Raw genomic sequence first — 20,986 nt, 5'->3', positions numbered from 1 at the left:
TGTCGCTCTGCCCAAATCCGTTCCCCGCGGCACCGTCCCGGAGGTGCGGAAACACCCCCGGGACGCCCGCGCGGACGCACAGACGGCGCGCAAGACGGCGCGCAGGACGGACGCGCCGCGCGGACTACTCCTCTTCGGCGAGAGTCAGCTCGACACCGCCGGTCATACCCGCCGCGGTGTTGTAGATGAACGAACCCAGCGTCGCCAGGGCCGTCAACAGCACCACGTCGATCACCGCGATCAGCGCCGTGAACGTCATCACATGGCTGAACGACAGGAACGACTGCAGGTCGAACCCGCCGTTCTGGTCCGTCCCGGTGGCCTGCTTCACCGTGCCGCCGACCGAGCTGAAGACCTGGGCGGTGTCCAGCACGATCCACAGCAGCGCCACACCCACCACGGTCACCACGCCCAGCGCGATCGACAGCAGGAAGCTGATCTTCATCACCGACCACGGGTCGGTCCTGGCGATCCGCAGCCGGGCCCGCCGGGTCCGCCCGGACGGCGGCGCCGCCGGACCGGACACCGGGGCACCGGACGGCCGACCCGAAGGACCCGCCACCGGAGCGCCCGCGCCCGCCGCGCCCTTCGGCAGCGTGGTGCCGCGCGGCGGCGTCGGCTGGCCCTTCTGGTACGTCGTCGGCGTGGAGTACCCGGGACGCTCAGGGGCCGCCGACGGAGCCGCGGGACCCGAAGGAACGGACGCCGCGGCGGCCTGCTTCGCCTGCTGGCCCTGCTGCCCGCCCTGGCGGCGGCGCGGAGCCCCGCCCACCGCCGGAGCACGCGGCGGCGTCCCGCCCGGCGCCGCGGCCTGGACCGTCGGCATCATCGAGGTCGTGCCCGCCGCGTCCCGTCCGGACGGCGCGGGCCCGAACCCGGGGGCGCGGTCGGCCGGACCGACCCCCGCCCCGCCCTGGGGCACGTTCGGCCCGGGGCCTCCGCGCTTCGCGGCACCGCTCCCGGCACCGCCGTTCGCGCCCGTGGCTCCACTCACCCTGGTCCTCCCGCAGTTCCCCACCAGGACCGGTCGGTCCTGGTCAGTATTCGTCTGTCAGCCGTGCCGGCCGGCACGGTCGTGGGCCGACCCCGCAGCGGCCGACCGGGCCCCGACTCCCGTCAGGGCCCGACCGTACGCCACACCGCGGCGCTTCGCCCAACGCCGTCCACCGATCAGTCGGACGCGGTGTCCGTCTGCTCCGTGTCACCGGCACCGACGTCGTCACTAGCACCGGCTTCGTCACCGCTGCCGACTCCACCGGTACCGTCCTCACCGGTCTCGTCGAGTTCGTCGTCCTCACCGGCGCCCTCGGCATTGCGGGCGACGCCGACGACAGCGTCCCGCTTACCCAGGTTGATCAGTTGGACGCCCATGGTGTCACGGCTGGTTTCACGAACTCCGGAAACCCTGGTGCGAATCACTCCGCCGCCCAAGGTGATGGCCAGGATCTCGTCCGTCTCCTCCACCACCAGGGCGCCGACCAGGATGCCCCGGTTCTCGACGATCTTCGCAGCCTTGATTCCCAGCCCGCCGCGGCCCTGAACTCGGTACTCCTCCACCTTCGTCCGCTTGGCGTAACCGCCGTCGGTCGCGGTGAAGACATACGTACCAGGGCGGACCACGCTCAGCGACAGCAACTCGTCGCCCTCACGGAAACTCATACCCTTCACACCCGAGGTCGCCCGGCTCATCGGCCGCAGCGCCTCGTCGGTCGGGGTGAACCGGATCGCCTGGGCCATCTTGCTGACCAGCAGCAGGTCGTCCTCCGCCGACACCAGCACCGCGCCGATCAGCTCGTCGTCCCGGCCCTCGTCGTCGGTCCGCAGGTTGATCGCGATCAGACCACCCGAACGCGGCGAGTCGTAGTCCTTCAGCGGCGTCTTCTTCACCAGGCCCTCGCGGGTCGCCAGGATCAGGTACGGCGCCGCCTCGTACGTCCGCACCGCCATCACCTGCGCGATGTGCTCACCCGGCTGGAACGCCAGCAGGTTCGCCACATGCTGGCCGCGGGCGTCCCGCCCGGCGTCCGGCAGCTCGTAGCCCTTGGCCCGGTAGACCCGGCCCTTGTTGGTGAAGAACAGGATCCAGTTGTGCGTCGTGGTCACGAAGAAGTGGTCGACGATGTCGTCCTGCTTCAGCTGCGCCCCGCGCACCCCCTTGCCGCCGCGCTTCTGCGAACGGTAGAGGTCGCTGCGGGTGCGCTTGACGTACCCGCCGCGGGTGATGGTGACGACGATGTCCTCTTCGGCGATGAGGTCCTCGACCGACATGTCCCCCTCGTAGGGGATCAGCGTCGAACGGCGGTCGTCGCCGTACTTCTCCACGATGATCGCCAGCTCCTCGGCGACGATCGCGCGCTGCCGGTCCGGCGACGCCAGGATCGCGTTGTACTCGCTGATCTTGACCATCAGCTCGTTGTACTCGGACGTGATCTTCTGGTGCTCCAGCGCGGCCAGCCGGCGCAGCTGCATCTCCAGGATCGCGTTGGCCTGGATCTCGTCGATGTCGAGCAGCGCCATCAGGCCCGTGCGCGACTCCTCCACCGTGGTGGAGCGGCGGATCGTCGCGATCACCTCGTCGATCGCGTCCAGCGCCTTGAGCAGACCGCGCAGGATGTGCGCCCGCTCCTCGGCCTTGCGCAGCCGGAACGTGGTCCGCCGGACGATCACGTCGACCTGGTGGTTCACCCAGTGCCGGATGAACGCGTCGATCGCCAGCGTCCGCGGCACCCCGTCGACCAGCGCCAGCATGTTGGCGCCGAAGTTGGTCTGCAGGTCGGTGTGCTTGTAGAGGTTGTTCAGCACCACCTTGGCGACCGCGTCGCGCTTCAGCACCACCACCAGCCGCTGACCGGTCCTGGACGAGGACTCGTCGCGGACGTCGGCGATCCCGCCGACCCGGCCGTCCTTCACCAGGTCGGCGATCTTCAGCGCCAGGTTGTCCGGGTTCACCTGGTACGGCAGCTCGGTGATGACCAGGCACTGGCGGCCCTGGATCTCCTCGACCTCGACCACCGCGCGCATGGTGATCGAACCGCGGCCGGTCCGGTACGCGTCCTCGATACCGCGGCGGCCCACGATCAGCGCCCCGGTCGGGAAGTCCGGGCCCTTGATCCGCTCGATCAGCGCCTCCAGCAGCTCCTCGCTGGACGCGGTCGGGTTGTTCAGGTACCACAGCGCACCCGACGCGACCTCGCGCAGGTTGTGCGGCGGGATGTTGGTCGCCATCCCGACCGCGATCCCGGTCGCGCCGTTCACCAGCAGGTTGGGGAAGCGGGCCGGCAGGACGTCCGGCTCCTGCGAGCGGCCGTCGTAGTTCGCGGAGAAGTCGACGGTCTCCTCGTCGATGTCCCGCATCATCTCCATGGCCAGCGGCATCATCCGGCACTCGGTGTACCGCATCGCCGCCGCCGGGTCGTTGCCCGGCGAGCCGAAGTTGCCGTTGCCGTCCACCAGCGGCATCCGCAGCGACCACGGCTGCGCCAGCCGGACCACGGTGTCGTAGATCGAGGTGTCGCCGTGCGGGTGGTAGTTGCCCATCACGTCGCCGACGACGCGGGCGCACTTGTAGTAGCCCCGGTCCGGCCGGTAGCCGCCGTCGTACATCGCGTAGAGCACCCGGCGGTGCACGGGCTTCAGCCCGTCGCGGACCTCGGGCAGGGCCCGGCTCACGATCACGCTCATCGCGTAGTCGAGGTACGAGCGCTGCATCTCGCTCTCGAGCTCGACCTGCTCGATCCGGAGGCTGGTCTCCGGCGCGACGGGCAGGTCGCCCTCGCCGCCGCCGTCGGGACCGGTGGGGTTGTCGTCGTCGACCACTGCTGGTCAGTTTCCTCTCGTGCGTGCTGCCAAGGACGGTCGGAACGGTCTGAGCGACCGTCAGACGTCCAGGAAGCGGACGTCCTTGGCGTTGCGCTGGATGAAGGAGCGGCGGGCCTCGACGTCCTCGCCCATCAGGATCGAGAACAGGTCGTCCGCGCGGGCCGCGTCCTCCAGGGTGACCTGGCCGAGCAGGCGGTGGTCCTGGTCCATGGTGGTGACCCGCAGCTCCTCGGCGTTCATCTCGCCGAGGCCCTTGAAGCGCTGGATCGCGTCGTCCTTGGGGAGCTTGCGGCCCGCCGCGCGCCCGGCCGCGATGACCGCGTCCCGCTCGGCGTCGGAGTAGACGTACTGGGTGTCGTCCCGGCCCCACTTGATCTTGTACAGCGGCGGCCGGGCCAGGAACACGTACCCGCCCTCGATCAGCGGCCGCATGAACCGGAACAGCAGGGTGAGCAGCAGGGTGTTGATGTGGTGGCCGTCGACGTCGGCGTCGGCCATCAGCACGATCTTGTGATAGCGCAGTTTGGACTCGTCGAAGTCGTCGTGCACCCCGGTGCCGAAGGCCGAGATCAGCGCCTGCACCTCGGCGTTCTGCAGGACCTTGTCGATCCTGGCCTTCTCCACGTTCAGGATCTTGCCGCGGATCGGCAGGATCGCCTGCACCCGCGGATTGCGGCCCTGCTTGGCCGAACCGCCGGCCGAGTCGCCCTCGACGATGAAGATCTCGCACTCGGACGGGTCCTTGGACTGGCAGTCCGACAGCTTGCCCGGCAGCGACGCGGTCTCCAGCAGGCCCTTGCGCCGGGTCAGGTCCCGCACCTTGCGGGCCGCCACCCGGGCGGTCGCCGCGGTGATGGACTTGCGGATGATGTCCGCGGCCTCGGACGGGTTGCGGTCCAGCCAGTCGTTCAGGTGCTCGTGCACGACCTTCTGCACGAAGGTCTTCGCCTCGGTGTTGCCCAGCTTGGTCTTGGTCTGGCCCTCGAACTGCGGCTCGCCCAGCTTGACGCTGATGATCGCGGTCAGGCCCTCGCGGATGTCCTCGCCGGTGAGGTTCTCGTCCTTCTCCCGGAGCAGCTTCTTGTCCCGCGCATAACGGTTGATCAGACCCGTCAGCGCCGCCCGGAAGCCCTCCTCGTGGGTGCCGCCCTCATGGGTGTGGATGGTGTTCGCGAAGGAGTACACCCCCTCGCTGTACGCCGTGTTCCACTGCATCGCCACCTCGGCCGAGATGGTCCGCCCCTTGTCCTCCGCCTCGAAGCTGATGACCGTGGGGTGGATCACGTCACCCTTGCGGGAGTTGAGGTGCGTCACGAAGTCGGAGATACCGCCCTCGTAGTGGTACGCCACCGAGATCGGCGCCCCGTCGTCGTCGACGTGGCCCTCGCGCTCGTCGGTGAGCCTGATCGACAGGCCCTTGTTCAGGAAGGCCATCTCCTGGAAGCGGCGCGACAGCGTCTCGAAGGAGTAGTCGGTGGTCTCGAAGATGTCGCCGTCGGCCCAGAAACTGACCGCCGTACCGGTCTCCGTCGTCGCCTCGTGCTGCTCCAGCGGGGCGGTCGGGGCGCCGAGCTTGTAGTCCTGGGTCCAGCGGTGGCCGTCGGTGCGGACCTCGATCGCCAGCCGCTGCGACAGGGCGTTCACCACCGAGACGCCGACACCGTGCAGACCACCCGAGACCGAGTAGCCGCCGCCGCCGAACTTGCCGCCCGCGTGCAGCACCGTCAGCACCACCTCGACCGCGGGCTTGCCCTGGCCGGGCACGATGCCCACCGGGATGCCACGGCCGTTGTCGGTCACCCGGACCCCGCCGTCGGCCATGATCCGCACGTCGATCGAGTCGGCGTGACCCGCCAGGGCCTCGTCCACGGCGTTGTCCACGACCTCGTAGACCAGGTGGTGCAGACCGCGCTCACCGGTCGAGCCGATGTACATGCCGGGGCGCTTGCGGACCGCGTCCAGGCCCTCCAGCACCGTGATGGCGCTCGCGTCGTAGGCGGTGTTGTTCTCCGAGAGCGAGCCGGTCACCGGAGCGGCGCCGTCCGTCCCGGCATCGGGCACGGCGGCCGCTCCGTCCGGATCGGCGGCGCCCGTCGCGGCGTCAGCCACGGCCTCGTCGGACAGGGGGTTCTCGGGGGTCTGGCTGGGGTCGCCGGAATCGGCCACGAAGCGCCCTTTCTGGCACAGCTCGGGCCGCATCCGTACCCCGTGGGTGGGACCGGAGCGGCCTCGGTACTCGACTCAGTCACCGCAAGCGGCGGTTTCAGTCCCCAGTCTACCGGTACGACCGACACTCATGGGCCTTTGGCGGCCCCTGGCTTCCCCCGTGCCGCACGAAATCCGGGTCGGACGGGTACCACCACGCGCACGGGGGGCGAGATGGGCTCACATGGGCCCTCAGCCGATCCGCCCGGTGACCCCGCCGTCACCCCCAGGTGTCCCCCGGCCCCTTGCTCCCCGGCGCCCGCAACCGCCCGTACGAACGCGTCGGCCCGACCGGCCCCTGCACCTTGATCAACCGCACCGTGCCCTGGCCCAGCTCCTGGTTCAGCGTCCGCACCAGCTGCGGCGCCAACAACCGGATCTGCGTCGCCCAGGCCGTCGAACTGCAGCGCACCGACAGCACCCGGTCGTCCTCGTCGTAGTGCTCCGGCTCGCAGTGCGCCGCCAGATCCCGGCCCACGATCTGCGGCCAGCGCCCCATCACCCCACCCACCGCCGCCGGGGCCTCCCAGCCGCGCTCGGCCACCAACCGGTTGATCGCCGCACCCAGCCGCTGCGGGTCGCGCCCGTCCGCGCGCGCGCCGGAGCGCAACCCGGTACGCCGGGACTCCTTCTTCTGCCGCAGGCCGTCACCGCGCAACCGCGCCTGCTCCTTGGCATTGCGCAACGCCACCCGGGCCAGGTCCACACCGGACAGCTCGGGTTCCTCGGTCGCGCCACCGGGCGCCTCACCGGTCGAATCGCTCACAGCAGCCTCACGCGTCGGGGGAGAGGCAATCCTACGAGGCCCCACCGACACCGGAACCCATCAGGAGATTCTGCTGACCTCACCCTGCGCGACCGTGTACCGGGCCCCCGCCAACGCCTCCGGCACGTCCTCCGGCACCGCCGCGGTCACCAGCACCTGCTCCCCGTGCGCCACCAGCTCGGCCAACCGCTCCCGACGCCGGGTGTCCAACTCGGCAAAGACGTCGTCCAGCACCAGCACCGGCCCACCCGCCAGCCCGCCACCACCCTTGTTCGGATGCCCTCCGGGCGCCAGTCCCTCGTCGGCACGCAGCAGCTCGTACGAGCCCAGCCGCAAAGCCAGCGCGAACGACCAGGACTCGCCGTGGCTGGCATAACCCTTCGCCGGCAACTCGCCCAACTGCAGCCCCAGCTCGTCCCGGTGCGGCCCGACCAGGGTCACCCCGCGCTCGATCTCCTGCTTGCGGGCCGCCCCCAGCGCCCCCAGCAGCGCCGCGTACAGCGACTCCCGGCCCCCCGACAGCGGCACGCCCTCGCCCATCGAGCTGCGGTAGTCCAGCAGCGTCGGCCCGCCACCGGGCGCCAGCTCCTCGTACCCGGACCGGACCAGCGGCTGCAGCAGCGCCACCAGCTCCAGCCGGCAGGCCAGCAGCTCGGCCCCGGCACGGGCCAGGTGGTCGTCCCAGACGTCCAGCGTCGACAGCTCCACCCGGCCGCTGGAGCGGCGGGCCGTCGCGGCGGACTTCAGCAGCGCGTTCCGCTGCTTCAGCACCCGCTCGTAGTCCTGCCGGACCCCGGCCAGCCGCGGCGCGCGGGCCACCAGCAGCTCGTCCAGGAAGCGCCGCCGCTCGCCCGGGTCACCCTTCACCAGGGCCAGGTCCTCGGGCGCGAACAGCACCGTCCGCAGCAGCCCCAGCACGTCACGCGGGCGGACGTTGTCGGAGCGGTTGATCCGGGCCCGGTTGGCACGGCCCGGGTTCAGCTCCAGCTCGACCAGGGCCGACCGCTCGTCCCTGACCACACTGGCGCGGATCACCGCCCGCTCGGCGCCGAGCCGCACCAGCGGGGCGTCCCCGGCGACCCGGTGGCTGGCCAGGGTCGCCACATAGCCGACCGCCTCGACCAGATTGGTCTTGCCCTGGCCGTTGGGCCCAGTGAACGCGGTGACGCCCGGGTCGAGCGGAACCTCGGCCCGGGCGTAGGAACGGAAGTCGGCCAGCGACAGATGCGCGACGTGCATGCTCTGGTTCTCGCCGGCCTTCTTCTCGTCAGTTCACACGTGTGGTCAGTTCACAGGCTGTGGACGGGAGTTACTTGTTCTCCACCGCGTGGCCGCCGAACTGGTTGCGCAGCGCGGCGATCATCTTCATCTGCGGCGAGTCGTCCTGCCGCGAGGCGAAGCGGGCGAACAGCGACGCGGTGATCGCGGGCAGCGGCACCGCGTGGTCGATCGCCGCCTCGACCGTCCAGCGTCCCTCGCCGGAGTCCTGCGCGAAGCCCTTGAGCTTGTCCAGGTGCTCGTCGCTGTCCAGGGCGTTCACGGCCAGGTCCAGCAGCCAGGAGCGGATCACCGTGCCCTGCTGCCAGCTGCGGAAGACCTCGCGCACGTCGGTGACCGAGTCGACGGCCTCCAGCAGCTCCCAGCCCTCGGCGTAGGCCTGCATCATGGCGTACTCGATGCCGTTGTGGACCATCTTGGCGAAGTGCCCCGCACCGATCTTGCCGGCGTGGACCGAGCCGAAGTCGCCCTCGGGCTTGAGCGCGTCGAAGATCGGCTGGACCTTGGCGATGTCCTCGTCCTTGCCGCCGTACATCAGCGCGTAGCCGTTCTGCAGGCCCCAGACGCCGCCGGAGACGCCGCAGTCGACGAAGCCGATGCCCTTGGCCGCCAGTTCGGTGCCGTGCTTCTCGTCGTCGGTCCAACGGGAGTTGCCGCCGTCGACGACCACGTCGCCGGGCTCCAGCAGCTCCGCCAGTTCGTCCACGGTGGCCTGGGTGGGGGCGCCGGCCGGGACCATCACCCACACCACGCGCGGCGCGGACAGGCCCGCGACCAGGTCCTTGAGGCTGGAGACGTCGGCGAGGTCGGGGTTGCGGTCGTAGCCGACCACGGTGTGGCCCGCGCGGCGGATGCGCTCGCGCATGTTGCCGCCCATTTTGCCGAGACCGATGAGTCCGAGCTCCATCACGAGTCCTTCGTTCGAGGTGACTGCACACAGCGCGCGGCGCCCTTGCCGCCAGGGGGGAGCCTACGCCCGGTGGCCTGGCGGCACCGGGCGCAGGACCCGTTCGCGTGACGACTGCGTCGATTCGGCCGTGCCCCTACCCGGGCCGGCCCGGTTCAGCCGGACAACCGCACCGGCATACTCCAGCTCTTTTCAGCCGGACAACCGCACCGGCATGATGAGGTACTTGTAGCTCTCGTCGGCCTCCGCGTCGACCGCGTGCTTGCCGCTGAGCAGGGCCGGCTTGGTCGACGTGGTGAAGCTCAACTGGGCCACCGCGGAGTCGATCGCGGCCAGGCCGTCCAGCAGGTAGGCCGGGTTGAAGGCGATCGAGATGTCGTCGCCCTCCAGGTCGGCGTCGAGGCGCTCGGTGGCCTGGGCGTCGTCGCCGGAGCCGGCCTCCAGGGTCAGCACGCCCTGCTCGAAGCTCAACCGGACCGGGGTGTTCCGCTCGGCGACCAGCGAGACGCGCTTGACCGCCTCCACGAAGGCCGGGGTCTGGATCGTCGCGACCGAGTTGAACTCGGTCGGGAACAGCGCCCGGAACTTCGGGAACTCGCCCTCCAGCAGCCGGGTGGTGGTGCGGCGGCCCGCGCCCTCGAAGCCGATCAGGCCTTCGCCCTTGCCGCTGCCCGCCAGCGCGATGCTGACGACGTCGCCGGCGCTCAGCGACTTGGCGGTGTCCAGCAGCGTCTTGGCGGGCACCAGGGCGACCGCGGACAGGCCCTCCTGCTCCGGCTTCCACATCAGGTCGCGGACGGCGAAGCGGTAGCGGTCGGTGGCGGCCAGGGTGACCCGGTCCCCCTCGATCTCGACCCGGACGCCGGTCAGCACCGGCAGCGTGTCGTCCCGCCCGGCCGCGGTGGCGACCTGGGCCACGGCAGCCGCGAAGGCCTCGCCGGGGACGGTGCCGGAGACGGTCGGCATCTGCGGCAGGGCCGGGTACTCGTCCACCGGCAGGGTCGGCAGGGTGAACCGCGAGCTGCCGCAGAGCACGGTCACCCGCACGCCGTCGGTGGCGATCTCCACCGGACGGTTGGGCAGCGACCGGGAGATGTCGGCCAGCAGCCGCCCGGAGACCAGGACCGTGCCCGACTCCTCGACGTCCGCCTCGGTCTCCACCCGTGCCGAGACCTCGTAGTCGAAGCCGGAGAGGCTCAGCTTGCCCTCGTCGGCCGCCAGCAGCAGGCCCGCCAGCACCGGCACCGGAGGCCGTGCCGGGAGGCTGCGCGCGGCCCAGGCCACGGCCTCCGCGAGGACGTCACGCTCGACCCGGAACTTCACCGGTAACCGCCTCCTGTTGTGCACTGCTCGTCCTGTCGGGCCCGTGGTTTGAGCCCGTCCCCGGGATGGGGACCATCCAGTTGCTGGAGACAGTCTGACGCACTCCACCGACAGCCGAAGCAGATGGGGCGAAGACGGTTCGAACCCGTGTCGGGTAGCCGTCATCCACAGATCTGGGCACCCACCTGCTTTTTGGACACTCGTGAGCTCTCTCCCTGGGTAGTAGTAGTAGGGGTTGTGGATACCGTGGATAACCCATTCCAGCCCTGCTCAGAGGCGCTTTTTTGTCCACACTGGCTGGGGACGGGATCGGTGGAAAAACTACCCCTCCTGTGGACGTAGCACCCTTCCCCCACAGGGGTATTGAGTTTTCCCCAGGTTTTCCCCAGCTGTGTCCCCAGAAATCACCCCGGTTCTCCCCAGCCCCTTTGGCAACCTCCGGTGACGGCTTTCACTCCTGACGGTGAAATGGCCATGCGTGTTGTCGAACTGTGGACGCTGCTGTGGAGAAGTCAGCCGAATCTGGGGACAAGTGCCCTGGTCCTGGGGATTCCGCGTGGATAACTCTGGCGCCAGGTTGACGACCCCTCAGTTCTCCACAGCCTGTGGACGGCAGTCGCCCACAAGTACACAGGCAGGTGAGCTGGGCAGACGTCTCCATGATGGCCGAGGCTGTGGACACTTTCTGGATAACTCACCTCTCCCCAGGGTGTGGACGCCGAAAACCGGCTCCAGCTGTGGACCGAGCCCCTGCCGCCGCTTCCGTTCGAACAACGGGGGAGGTTCGGTAGCCCGCAAGTGCTCGGGGCCCCGGGTCGTGCGCGCATGGGACGCCTGCCCGGTGACTGCGGAAGCGGTTGCGGCTGGCAGCGGTTGTGTCATGGACCGTCTGCACAGGTTCTCATTTGCTGGGTGCTGAACGTCCCGGAGTGGCCAAGAGCCCCTCGGTGAACCAACTGAGGCCGTCGGAAGGCTCTGTGGCGGACGGGCTGACCTGCCAGCACACGTTGTCCGGGAGCGAACCGTTGCTCACTGAGCAGAAGTGAGCTGGGGCAGCCGTGTTGGCGTTCTCCCGCCGGTCCTGGCTGAGGCTCGGGTGCGGCATGAGGCCTGTTTCTTGGTGTCCTCGTCGTAGTGCAGGCGGCAGACCACGACCAGGTGGAGGGCTGAGTTGACCTGGCGGTCGCCGCCGCGGTTGAGGCTGTGGCGCGGGACCTCGCCGGAGGAGGCGGGCAGCGGTGCGACGCCGCAGAGCTTGGAGAAGCGCACCTCGCTGGTGACGCGTTCGGGGTTGTCACCGCAGGTGACCAGGAGCTGTCCCGTCCCCGCCAGCTCAGTTCTGATGACGAGGAGTTTGTCGTCCAGACGACCACCACCCGACCTGAGCTCGGCCGGCCAGCCCGTCACCTTACCTGCGCCGCGTCGAGGGCCAAGCATCCGCATCGGCCGCTAGGCGTTACGGCGCCTGCTGGACCGACGCGGCGTCTCCTTCCAGCGCACCAAGACCTGGAAGGAGTGCCCGGACTGCGCGCCGACAAGCTCGACCGTATCGAGCACTTCACCGACCGGGATTTTGCCTTCGACGAGTTCGGCCCGCTCGGGATCCGTCCTACCGGTGGGACGGGCTGGGCCGCCGCCTGCGGCTGCCCGATCGGCCTTCCGGACCTACCACCGCACCACGGCGTGCGGTACTTCCACGGCTGCTACTCCGTGGGCAACGACACCCTCTGGGGCGTCAACTGTCTTTTAGCTCGGGTAGATAGGTGTGTGCTTATGGTTGGCGGCTTGGCCGGTGGTCCCAGCGGTGGGTGATCCAGGCCCGGCGCATCAAGCTACGCACGGTAATGATCGTAGTGCGGCGTTCGTAGCAACGGGCGAGGCGGTGGAAGGCGTTCTGCCAGGCGTGCGTGTGTTCGACCTGCCATCGCTGGCTGGCCTGGATCGGTGCCTTCTCGCCCTTGTGCGCGATCCGGCCGTGCAGGTTGCGGGTGGTGAGTTCGGTACGGGTCCTGTCCGAGTCGTAGCCTGCGTCCAGGTGCACCGTGACGCCGTCGGGCAGTGGCCCGAGGTCGTCCAGCAGGTCCAGCGTCGGCGTGAGGAGCGGCGAGTCGTGGCGGTTCGCCCCGGTCAGAACCCGGTCCAGCGGGATTCCGTAGCCATCCGTCATGCCTGAGCGCTTCAGGCCCTGTTTGCTGCGGTCGACCGGTGAACGCCCCGCGGCCTCGCCGCCGCCGAGCGCCTTGGTGATGGAGCCGTCGATGGCAATCTGGTCGAGCACGAGCACGACGATCCGGTCGTAGGGACTGGGGCACAATCTGTCTGAACCGGCGAAGAGGCCGAGCCGGATCCATGCGTCGCGGCGGTTGCGAATGGTGGTCGCCGAGCAGGTCGCGTCAGCGATCGCCTGGTAGGAGCAGCCGAACCGCAGCAGTTGCAGCAGCTTGTCGAACACGATCCGGTCGCTGGTACGGGGCGGTGGCAGCCCAGCGGGTGGGCCGGATCGACGCTTGGGCGCTCTGGCAGCAACACCGCGAATTGGTCCCAGAGCGAGTCGGTCAGCCATGATGGCAGTACAGGCACAGGTCTCCCTGGTGGTCACAGAGCGTCGCAACTCCATGATCGCCAAGACCTGTGCCTGTACTGCTGCCGGGGTGCCACCCCCGCGCCTATCTGCGTGGCCTCTTAAGAAGAGCGCCTCGAACACTCTGGCCGCGTTGAAGTCGATCCGCGCCGCCCACCCTGACGGCGCGCCCCGATCCACGTGATCCCGGACAACTTGTCCGCGTACAAGGGCCGAGAGACCCGCGTCTGGGCGAAGAAGCATCGGGTCGTGTTGTGCTTCACGGCCATCTACGCATCCTGGGCCAACCCGATCGAGGCGCACTCCGGGCTATTGCGGCAGTTCACCAGCGCCAACTCGGACCATCCCAACCACCCGGTCCCTGCGCGCCTACCTGCGCTGGCGCAACGCCAACGCCCACCATCGCGAAGTCCTGACCGCCGAACGCCGCGACCGCAGCGAGAAGGGCATCCGCTGGGGGACGCTCCCTTCAGGCCGCCGCCTGAAGCAATCCGGCGAACCTGTGCAGTCACAGCACTAGCCACTACCTGCGACAAGCGGCTCAACCCTGAAGATCACCATCGAGAAGTGACTCTGGCTCGACGACAGAAGGGCCCACCGACGACCAGACGACTGTGCACATGGGCGTCAGCGGACCCCGACCTCATGACCGTGTGTAAGCCGCCAGTTCGGGCTGCTACACGGTCATGGCGAGACTTACTTGAAGCGCTGGTGCGAGTCGCTGTTTCCGTAGTCCGTTGCGTTTGAGTAGAAGTGGTAGGCGCCGCCGCCTGTGTCCTTCTCGTCGAGAATGTAGCCGGTGGCGACGTTCTTGAGCTTCCAGCCGGTGGCGGTAGAAATCTCATCCCATCGCTCGTAGTTGTTGGTTCCGTTTGCTGCAGAATTGCACGATTCAACATATACATTGGTGGTCCAGTAGGTCGTGAGACAGCGACCCCACTGGTCCACCTCGTTCCAACTGCCGTCGCTGTTCTGGCGGTCGGTCCAGTGGGCTCCCTGGGAGTTGCTGAGGTTGCAGTCAGTGACCCCGCTGGTGCCCTGGACGGTGCACAGGATGTCGCCGCTCCACTTGTTCGTCCAGGTCACGCTTCCCGTGGCGGCGTACGAGGAGCTGGAGAGTGACACTACGGCGGCCGGAATGGTGCAGCCGACGAGCAGCATCTTGACGAGTCGACTCTTGATCATAGAAAGTCCCCCATTTTTACTTCCGACATTTCTGATAATTACGGGAAAACTGGCGAATATGGGGAATTTTGGTCCCCTTCAAGTACTCCCGTCGTCTACGATGCTATGTGTCGCCGCATTTTCCTGCAATGGGGTTCTCTCGATTCTTACCCTGGCAATTGAAAGGGTTTCTGGAAAATTGTCCTATTTGAGCGAATTTCCAAGATCGACTTGAACATGTTGGTGCCCGTGTATCCAGGCAACAATTTTGGGAGTGGATTCAGCTCTTGATGCGGTTGGTCAGTTCGGTGACCTGGTTGTAGATGGACCGGCGCTCGGCCATCATCGTGCGGATCTTGCGGTCCGCGTGCATCACCGTGGTGTGGTCCCGGCCGCCGAACTGGGCCCCGATCTTGGGCAGCGACAGGTCGGTCAGCTCCCGGCACAGGTACATGGCGATCTGCCGGGCGGTGACCAGCACCCGGCTCCGGGAGGAGCCGCAGAGGTCGTCCACGCTCAGCCCGAAGTACGCGGCGGTCTGCTGCATGATGACCGTCGCGGTGATCTCCGGGCCGGCCTCCTCGCCGCCGGGGATCAGGTCCTTGAGCACGATCTCGGCCAACTGCAGGTCCACCGGCGCCCGGTTGAGGCTGGCGAAGGCGGTCACCCGGATCAGCGCACCCTCCAACTCCCGGATGTTGCGCGAGATCCGGGACGCGATGAACTCCAACACCTCGGGCGGGGCGTTCAGTTGCTCCTGGATCGCCTTCTTGCGGAGGATCGCGATCCGGGTCTCCAGCTCCGGCGGCTGGACGTCGGTGGTCAGCCCCCACTCGAAGCGGTTGCGGAGCCGGTCCTCCAGGGTGACCAGCTGCCGCGGCGGCCGGTCGGAGGAGATCACGATCTGCTTGTTGGCATTGTGCAGGGTATTGAAGGTGTGGAAGAACTCCTCCTGGGTCGACTCCTTGTTCTGCAGGAACTGGATGTCGTCGACCAGCAGGATGTCCATGTCCCGGTAGCGCTGCCGGAAGCCGTCGCCCTTGTCGTCCCGGATCGAGTTGATGAACTCGTTGGTGAACTCCTCCGAGCTCACGTACCGGACCCGGGTGCCGGGGTAGAGACTGCGCGCGTAGTGCCCGATCGCGTGCAGCAGGTGGGTCTTGCCGAGGCCGGACTCGCCGTAGATGAACAGCGGGTTGTAGGCCTTGGCGGGCGCCTCGGCGACGGCCACCGCGGCGGCGTGCGCGAAGCGGTTGCTGGAGCCGATGACGAAGGTCTCGAAGAGGTACTTGGGGTTCAGCCGCGCGGCCGGCTCGTCCTTGCGCGGCAGCACCGGGCCTCCGGCCGAGCCGCCGCCGGGGCGGTCCGGGCGGTCCGGCAGTCCGCCGGGGCCGCCGGGGCCGTTCTCGGGGCGGACGGCGGGCAGGTGGTCGCGCTCGGCGCCGCCGTCGTCCGGGCCGCGCCGGACGAGGTCGCGGCCGTGCTCGCGGGCGGGGTCCCGGGCCAGGTCTCTGCCGAGGTCCCGTCCCGGGTCCCGGCCGAGGTCGCGATCGCGGTTGAGGTCGCGGGCCTGGTCCCGGCCCGGCTCGCGTCCGGGCTCGCGGTCGTGCTCCCGGCCCTGGTCGCGGCCCGGATCGCGGTCGTCGGGGCGGCCGGGGGCGTCGTCCTGGCGGCCGGAGGGGCGGAACGGCTCCTCGGGGCCGCGCTCCCAGGGCCGCTGCTGCTGCGGCGCGGGGGCGGCCGGGGGCCACTCGTCCTGCGGGTCGCGCGCGGAGCGGCCGGGGAAGGAGCCGGGGTAGCCGCCGCCGGGTCCGCCGGGGCCGTTCTGCCCGCCGTAGTAGCCGCCGCGCTCCTGCGGGTAGGGCGGCTCCTGCTGGTACGGGGAGCCCTCCTGCTGGTAGGGGGAGGAGGGGGTGTGGTCGGCACGGCGCTCGTAGCCCTCGTAGCCCTCGTAGCCGCCGGGCCCCTGGCCCGAGCCCTGGCCCGGTCCGGACCCCTGGGTGTAGTCACGGTGCTGCGGCTGCTGCTGGCCGTACGGGGGGTAGTCGCCGGGCTGCTGCTGCGGGGCCGGGCGCGGGTCGGGCTCGCGCTCCTGGGCCGCCGGGGGCGGGCCGAGCGGGGCCGCGTTGGCGTCCACGATCACCGCGATCCGCATCGGCCGGCCGTACTCGTGGCTGAGCAGCTCGGTGATGGCCTGGAGCAGCCGTCCCTCCAGCACCCCCTTGGCGTACTCGTTGGGGGTCGCCAGCAGTGCGGTGTCCACCATCAGGCCCATGGTCTGGGTGCGCTGGACCCACTGCGCGTCCTTGGGGCTGATCCCCTGGTCGTTGCCCAGTCGCTCGACGATCCGTGTCCACACGGTCGCAAGCTCGCTGCTCGTATCAGCCACTGGTGCACGCTTTCTCGTTCCACCGGGACGGGTGGGGAGGACCGGGAGGATGAGGAAGGAGGTCGGGAGAGTCTGCCAACGGTAGTCAGGCCGAGGGGCTGCGTTCAAGTTCTTGTCCACAGGCTGTGTACAGCAGTGTCGCAGACCGCGGACTCGCCTTGTCCCCGCCCGGTTCCCCCGGCGGTTCCGCGGCGGGGAGCCCGGTGGTTCCACGGGGCCGGGCGGCGGGGGCCTCCGGGCGGGTTTGACCCGCGGAGCCCGTTCCGCGTACCGTAACGAGGTCGAGTTGTCGATGGCCGCTGCCGCATGCCCGCGGATTATCCGCACACCAAGGCGCGCTGCTACGGGCGTCGTGGATCACCGTACATAACGGCTATGGCGATCGCGCGGACGCACGGTGACGGCTATCGACGCCCCGCCACCCTTCGATTCACCCTGGAGCCCCCTCGTGAGCAAGCGCACCTTCCAGCCGAACAACCGCCGTCGCGCCAAGACGCACGGCTTCCGCCTGCGGATGCGTACCCGTGCCGGTCGCGCGATCCTCGCGGCCCGCCGCGAAAAGGGCCGCGCCCGCCTGTCCGCCTGATCTTCAGAGACCAGGTCATGTCGTGCTGCCCCCCGAACATCGGCTGAGGCGGCGCCAGGACTTCGCGATCGCGGTGCGGCGGGGCCGCCGCGCCGGACGTCCCCTGCTGGTCGTGCACCTCAGCGAGAACGCTGGGACCGCGACCGGCGGGCCGTACGGCGAGGGCGACCCTGTGGCATCCACGGTTCTGCCGTCAACGGACCCGCACAGCACCGGTGAGGACCCCTCTCCGGTGCGTGCGGGTTTTGTCGTCAGCAAAGCCGTCGGACCCGCGGTGGTCCGGAACCGCGTGAAGCGTCGCCTTCGTCACCTCGTAGCCACGCGTCTACTGGACCTGCCCGCAGGTAGCCTGATAGTGGTACGCGCGCTGCCCCCTGCCGGGACGGCGGACTTCGCGGACCTGGAACGTGATCTCGACTCCGCACTGCGGAAGCTGGCCGCCCCCCGGGGCGGGCGGCCCCGTACCTCCGGTACCGCACCCTCGCCGACGGGAACAGGACAGTGACGTACCTGCTGATAGCAGTGATCGGCCTGGCCGCGCTGTTGGCGGGGAAGTACCTGTTGCTCGCGTCGATCCGGGTCTACCAGTGGACGATCAGTCCGCTGCTGGGCCCGGTCTGCCGCTATCACCCCTCGTGCTCCCGCTACGGGTTCGAGGCGATCAAGGTGCACGGCGCGGTCAAGGGCACCGTCCTGACCGTGTGGCGCATCCTCCGCTGCAATCCGTGGAGTGCGGGCGGCATCGACTACGTGCCCGCGCGCAAGCGCCCTGTCTGGTACCGGTGGGTGCTCAGCCTTCCGTCTCGTGACGTGGGACCCCACACCTCGAGCGGCGCCGACGCGCCGACTCCCTCGACCAACGCCCAAGGAGCATGACCGTGGGGTTTCTCGACTCGATCCTCAGTCCGCTGTACACAGCCGTCTCATGGATCATCGTCCAGTTCCACTCGCTGTACAGCAAGGGATTCCCTGCTGACAGCGGCTGGGCCTGGGGTCTGGCGATCGTCTCGCTGGTGATCCTGGTCCGCGCCTGCATGATCCCGTTGACGATCAAGCAGACCAAGTCCATGCGGGCGATGCAGGCGCTGCAGCCGGAGCTGAAGAAGCTCCAGGACCGCTACAAGGGCGACCGGCAGAAGCTCGCCGAAGAGCAGATGAAGCTCTACAAGACGGCTGGCGCCAACCCGGCGTCGAGCTGCCTGCCGCTGCTGATCCAGTCGCCGTTCTTCATGTCCCTGTACGGCGTGCTGAGCAACGTCGCGCACGACAAGACGGTCGGCGTGATCACCCCGACGCTGCTGATCAGCGCGCAGCACGCGAGGATCTTCGGCGCCCCGCTGTCGGCGACCTTCTTCAACTCGCCGCTGACCAGCGTCAAGATCGTCACCGCGGTCATGATCCTGACGATGTGCTTCACGCAGTTCCTCACCACCCGCCAGCTGATGACGAAGAACGTCGACCTCTCGGTCAAGACGCCGTACATGCAGCAGCAGAAGATGATGATGTACGTCTTCCCCGTCATCTACATCTTCATCGGCACCAACATGCCGGTCGGCGTGCTGATCTACATGGTGACCAGCAACCTGTGGACCCTGGGCCAGCAGCTGGTGATCATCCGGCAGAACCCGACGCCCGGTTCGGTGGCCTTCAAGGCCCGCCAGGAGCGGCTGAAGGCGGCCGGCAAGCTGAACGCGGACGGCACTCCGGTGAAGGCCGGTCTGGCCAGCCTGGTGAAGGGCGGCGCCCCGGTCGAGGAGGCTCCGGTCGAGGACGCCGCGCCGGTGCGCAGGCAGCAGCCGAAGCGGCAGACCAAGTCCCAGCGGCAGAGCGGCGGCAGCGCGGGCACCGCCCCGGCCGACGCGGTGGTCAGGACCGCCACCGAGCAGACCCGGACCGCCGACAAGGCGGGCAGCACCGAGAAGAAGGCCCCGGCGGCGGCCGGAGCCCCCGCTGTGGGCGGGCAGGCCCGCGGGCGGGCCAAGACCGGCGGCGGTGCCGGCGCCGCCTCGGGTGGCAGCACCCCGGCCCAGAACAGCGGGCAGAAGCGGAACCAGCCGGCCAAGCGCAACCCGCAGCCGGCCGGACGCTCCAACGCCAAGAAGAAGTCCTAGCGCAGCCGCTCGGCCCCCGCTCCACCCCTGTCGGCACCAACAGAATCCAAAGGAGTCCACCCGTGACGGACGGCACCGCGACGCCGGTCGAGAACGTCGAGCCGCAGAGCGCAGAGCCGCAGGACGCGGTGTCGCAGGGCGCGGAGCCGTCGGCCGCGGCACCGGCGGTCGACGCGGAGGCCGGTGACGCTCTCGGCCACCTGGAGCAGGAGGGCGAGATCGCCGCCGACTACCTGGAGGCCCTGCTCGACATCGCGGACCTCGACGGGGACATCGACATGGACGTGGAGGGCGACCGCGCCTCGGTGTCCATCATCGGCGAGGGTCCGGGCGCGGACAGGTCGCTGTCGCGGCTGGTCGGCCAGGACGGCGAGGTGCTGGAGGCGCTGCAGGAGCTGACCCGGCTGGCGGTGCACCGGGAGACCGGTGAGCGCAGCCGGCTGATGCTGGACATCGCGGGCTTCCGTGCGCACAAGCGGGCCGAGCTGGCCGAGCTGGGCGCCCAGGCGGCCAAGGAGGCCAAGGAGGCCGGTGCGCCGGTGAAGCTGCGGCCGATGACGCCGTTCGAGCGCAAGGTGGTCCATGACGCGGTGGCCGCGGCCGGGCTGCGCAGCGAGTCCGAGGGCGAGGAGCCGCAGCGCCGGGTCGTCGTCCTGCCGGTCTAGGCCCGCTGTCCCACCACTGGTGCTTTGAGGAGAGGGTCAGCGATGTCAGAGGCCGAGTCGGTGCCAGAACCGGCGGCGGAGGAGTTCTCCAGGGAGCTCCCCGAGGCTCCGGCGGTCGCCAGGAAGGTCTTCGGGGACCGCTACCCGCAGGCGGTCCGCTATGCCGAGCTGCTGGCCGACGCCGGGGTCAGGCGCGGTCTGATCGGGCCCAGGGAGGTGCCGCGGCTGTGGGAGCGGCACATCCTCAACTGCGCGGTGCTGAGCGAGCTGCTGCCCGAGGGCGCCTCGCTCTGCGACGTCGGCTCGGGTGCCGGGCTGCCGGGGATCCCGGTGGCGCTGGTGCGGCCCGATGTGCGGATCACGCTGCTGGAGCCGCTGCTGCGGCGGACCACCTTCCTGGAGGAGGTGGTCAAGGAGCTGGGTCTGGACAATGTCACGGTGCTCAGGGGCCGGGCCGAGGAGATGATCGGCAAGCTGTCGGTGGACGTGGTGACCGCCCGCGCGGTGGCGCCGTTGGACCGGCTGGCCGGTTGGGGGCTGCCGCTGCTGCGTCCCTACGGGATGATGCTGGCGCTCAAGGGGGACTCGGCCGAGCAGGAGCTGATCGACCACAAGGCTGCCCTGGTGAAGCTGGGGGCCCGGGAGTGGTCGGTCGGCACCGCGGGCGAGGGCGTGGTGGAGACGCCCGCCCATGTGGTGCGGGTCAAGGTCGGCGAGAGTCCGGGCGGGGTCAAGGCGGCGACCCGTCGGGCGAAGGCGGCGCGGGCCGGTCGGGCCAGGACCGGCGGGGCCGGGGCGTCCGCTCCGCGGCGGCGGCGCTGACCCGGAGCGCACCGCTCCGGTCCGCTGACTGGTTCAAGGCGTTGAGGGCCCCTGGGGCACGTGGTTTCACGTGAAACAGGGGCCTTTGTGCTGCCCCGGGTTGACCGGAGTGTCGAACCATCAGATTTGTCCTAAAACGGGCATCGTGTTTCACGTGAAACGTCGCTCTCTGCTCCCTGGGATCCTGAGCCGCAGCCGTGCCGCCGCTCAGTACAGTCGTCGTTCGGGTGAAGATCTGTCGCTGAAGGGTCCAGAAGGGCCACAACCGTCCCCCTCCCCCGCTGGGCTGCGCGATGATTTCAGCGACAGCCAGGACGGAGAGGGGGGCACACCCTTGCCCAGTGACACTCATGTCGAGCCGTTGCCCGGC

General features: G+C 69.4%; 15 protein-coding genes and 3 pseudogenes. 7 read left to right on the top strand and 11 right to left on the bottom strand.

The genetic code is table 11. The features are described from left to right. Positions 1 to 124: 124 nt before the first annotated feature. The 9 genes and pseudogenes from ACEZDE_RS13225 to ACEZDE_RS13180 all read right to left on the bottom strand — a co-directional run bounded on the left by ACEZDE_RS13225 (position 125) and on the right by ACEZDE_RS13180 (position 12,878). Positions 125 to 994 (bottom strand): DUF3566 domain-containing protein, encoded by an 870-nt coding sequence (locus tag ACEZDE_RS13225; RefSeq protein WP_380535858.1) that lies wholly within the window; start codon positions 992 to 994, stop codon positions 125 to 127. A gap of 176 nt (positions 995 to 1,170) precedes the next feature. Continuing rightward, positions 1,171 to 3,765, bottom strand: a complete 2,595-nt coding sequence (gyrA, locus tag ACEZDE_RS13220; RefSeq protein ID WP_380536129.1) for a DNA gyrase subunit A — start codon at positions 3,763 to 3,765, stop codon at positions 1,171 to 1,173. A gap of 111 nt (positions 3,766 to 3,876) precedes the next feature. Beyond that, positions 3,877 to 6,018, bottom strand: coding sequence for a DNA topoisomerase (ATP-hydrolyzing) subunit B (gene gyrB, locus ACEZDE_RS13215; RefSeq protein WP_380535856.1), 2,142 nt, complete (start codon positions 6,016 to 6,018; stop codon positions 3,877 to 3,879). Positions 6,019 to 6,244: 226 nt separating this feature from the next. Continuing rightward, positions 6,245 to 6,790: a DUF721 domain-containing protein gene (locus tag ACEZDE_RS13210; protein ID WP_380535854.1), complete on the bottom strand. Its 546-nt coding sequence runs from the start codon at positions 6,788 to 6,790 to the stop codon at positions 6,245 to 6,247. 60 nt (positions 6,791 to 6,850) lie between these two features. After that, entirely contained in the window at positions 6,851 to 8,029 is a 1,179-nt protein-coding gene (gene recF, locus ACEZDE_RS13205; RefSeq protein ID WP_380535852.1) for a DNA replication/repair protein RecF, read from the bottom strand. 70 nt (positions 8,030 to 8,099) lie between these two features. Beyond that, the gene (gene gnd / locus ACEZDE_RS13200) at positions 8,100 to 8,975 is read right to left on the bottom strand and encodes a phosphogluconate dehydrogenase (NAD(+)-dependent, decarboxylating) (protein WP_380535850.1); all 876 of its coding nucleotides are present in this window, start codon (positions 8,973 to 8,975) and stop codon (positions 8,100 to 8,102) included. Between the two features lie 192 nt (positions 8,976 to 9,167). Then, positions 9,168 to 10,298, bottom strand: coding sequence for a DNA polymerase III subunit beta (gene dnaN, locus ACEZDE_RS13195; RefSeq protein WP_380535848.1), 1,131 nt, complete (start codon positions 10,296 to 10,298; stop codon positions 9,168 to 9,170). A 1,095-nt stretch (positions 10,299 to 11,393) separates the two neighbouring features. Then, positions 11,394 to 11,618, bottom strand: a pseudogene (locus ACEZDE_RS13190) (transposase); the annotation flags it as partial. 451 nt (positions 11,619 to 12,069) lie between these two features. Further along, positions 12,070 to 12,878 (bottom strand): annotated as a pseudogene (locus ACEZDE_RS13180) (IS5 family transposase). Between the two features lie 104 nt (positions 12,879 to 12,982). Between ACEZDE_RS13180 and ACEZDE_RS13175 the strand changes: the two are divergent. After that, positions 12,983 to 13,399, top strand: a pseudogene (locus ACEZDE_RS13175) (hypothetical protein); the annotation flags it as partial. A 176-nt stretch (positions 13,400 to 13,575) separates the two neighbouring features. Here the strand turns inward: ACEZDE_RS13175 and ACEZDE_RS13170 are convergent. Next, positions 13,576 to 14,064 carry a hypothetical protein gene (locus ACEZDE_RS13170; protein WP_380535846.1) on the bottom strand — a complete coding sequence of 163 codons (489 nt, stop codon included), beginning with the start codon at positions 14,062 to 14,064 and terminating at the stop codon, positions 13,576 to 13,578. A 259-nt stretch (positions 14,065 to 14,323) separates the two neighbouring features. Then, positions 14,324 to 16,432, bottom strand: a complete 2,109-nt coding sequence (gene dnaA / locus ACEZDE_RS13165; protein WP_380535844.1) for a chromosomal replication initiator protein DnaA — start codon at positions 16,430 to 16,432, stop codon at positions 14,324 to 14,326. Positions 16,433 to 16,880: 448 nt separating this feature from the next. Between dnaA and rpmH the strand changes: the two genes are divergently transcribed. The 6 genes from rpmH to rsmG all read left to right on the top strand — a co-directional run bounded on the left by rpmH (position 16,881) and on the right by rsmG (position 20,616). Next, positions 16,881 to 17,018 (top strand): 50S ribosomal protein L34, encoded by a 138-nt coding sequence (rpmH, locus tag ACEZDE_RS13160; RefSeq protein ID WP_034089364.1) that lies wholly within the window; start codon positions 16,881 to 16,883, stop codon positions 17,016 to 17,018. Positions 17,019 to 17,040: 22 nt separating this feature from the next. Then, a complete protein-coding gene (gene rnpA / locus ACEZDE_RS13155) occupies positions 17,041 to 17,523 on the top strand; it encodes a ribonuclease P protein component (RefSeq protein WP_380535842.1) in 483 nt (160 codons plus the stop codon). 38 nt (positions 17,524 to 17,561) lie between these two features. After that, entirely contained in the window at positions 17,562 to 17,894 is a 333-nt protein-coding gene (gene yidD, locus ACEZDE_RS13150; protein WP_380536127.1) for a membrane protein insertion efficiency factor YidD, read from the top strand. Then, a complete protein-coding gene (gene yidC, locus ACEZDE_RS13145; protein WP_380535841.1) occupies positions 17,891 to 19,129 on the top strand; it encodes a membrane protein insertase YidC in 1,239 nt (412 codons plus the stop codon). The genes yidD and yidC overlap by 4 nt, the downstream gene beginning before the upstream one ends. A 128-nt stretch (positions 19,130 to 19,257) precedes the next feature. After that, positions 19,258 to 19,794, top strand: a complete 537-nt coding sequence (locus ACEZDE_RS13140; protein ID WP_380536125.1) for a Jag family protein — start codon at positions 19,258 to 19,260, stop codon at positions 19,792 to 19,794. Between the two features lie 42 nt (positions 19,795 to 19,836). Continuing rightward, positions 19,837 to 20,616 (top strand): 16S rRNA (guanine(527)-N(7))-methyltransferase RsmG, encoded by a 780-nt coding sequence (gene rsmG / locus ACEZDE_RS13135; RefSeq protein WP_380535840.1) that lies wholly within the window; start codon positions 19,837 to 19,839, stop codon positions 20,614 to 20,616. Positions 20,617 to 20,986: the final 370 nt, after the last annotated feature.

This window comes from Streptacidiphilus cavernicola (assembly GCF_042510955.1).
In the GTDB taxonomy this organism is placed as follows: domain Bacteria; phylum Actinomycetota; class Actinomycetes; order Streptomycetales; family Streptomycetaceae; genus Streptacidiphilus; species Streptacidiphilus cavernicola.
Note: the sequence above shows the minus strand (reverse complement) of the source record. Positions and strands in the feature narration are given on the sequence as shown.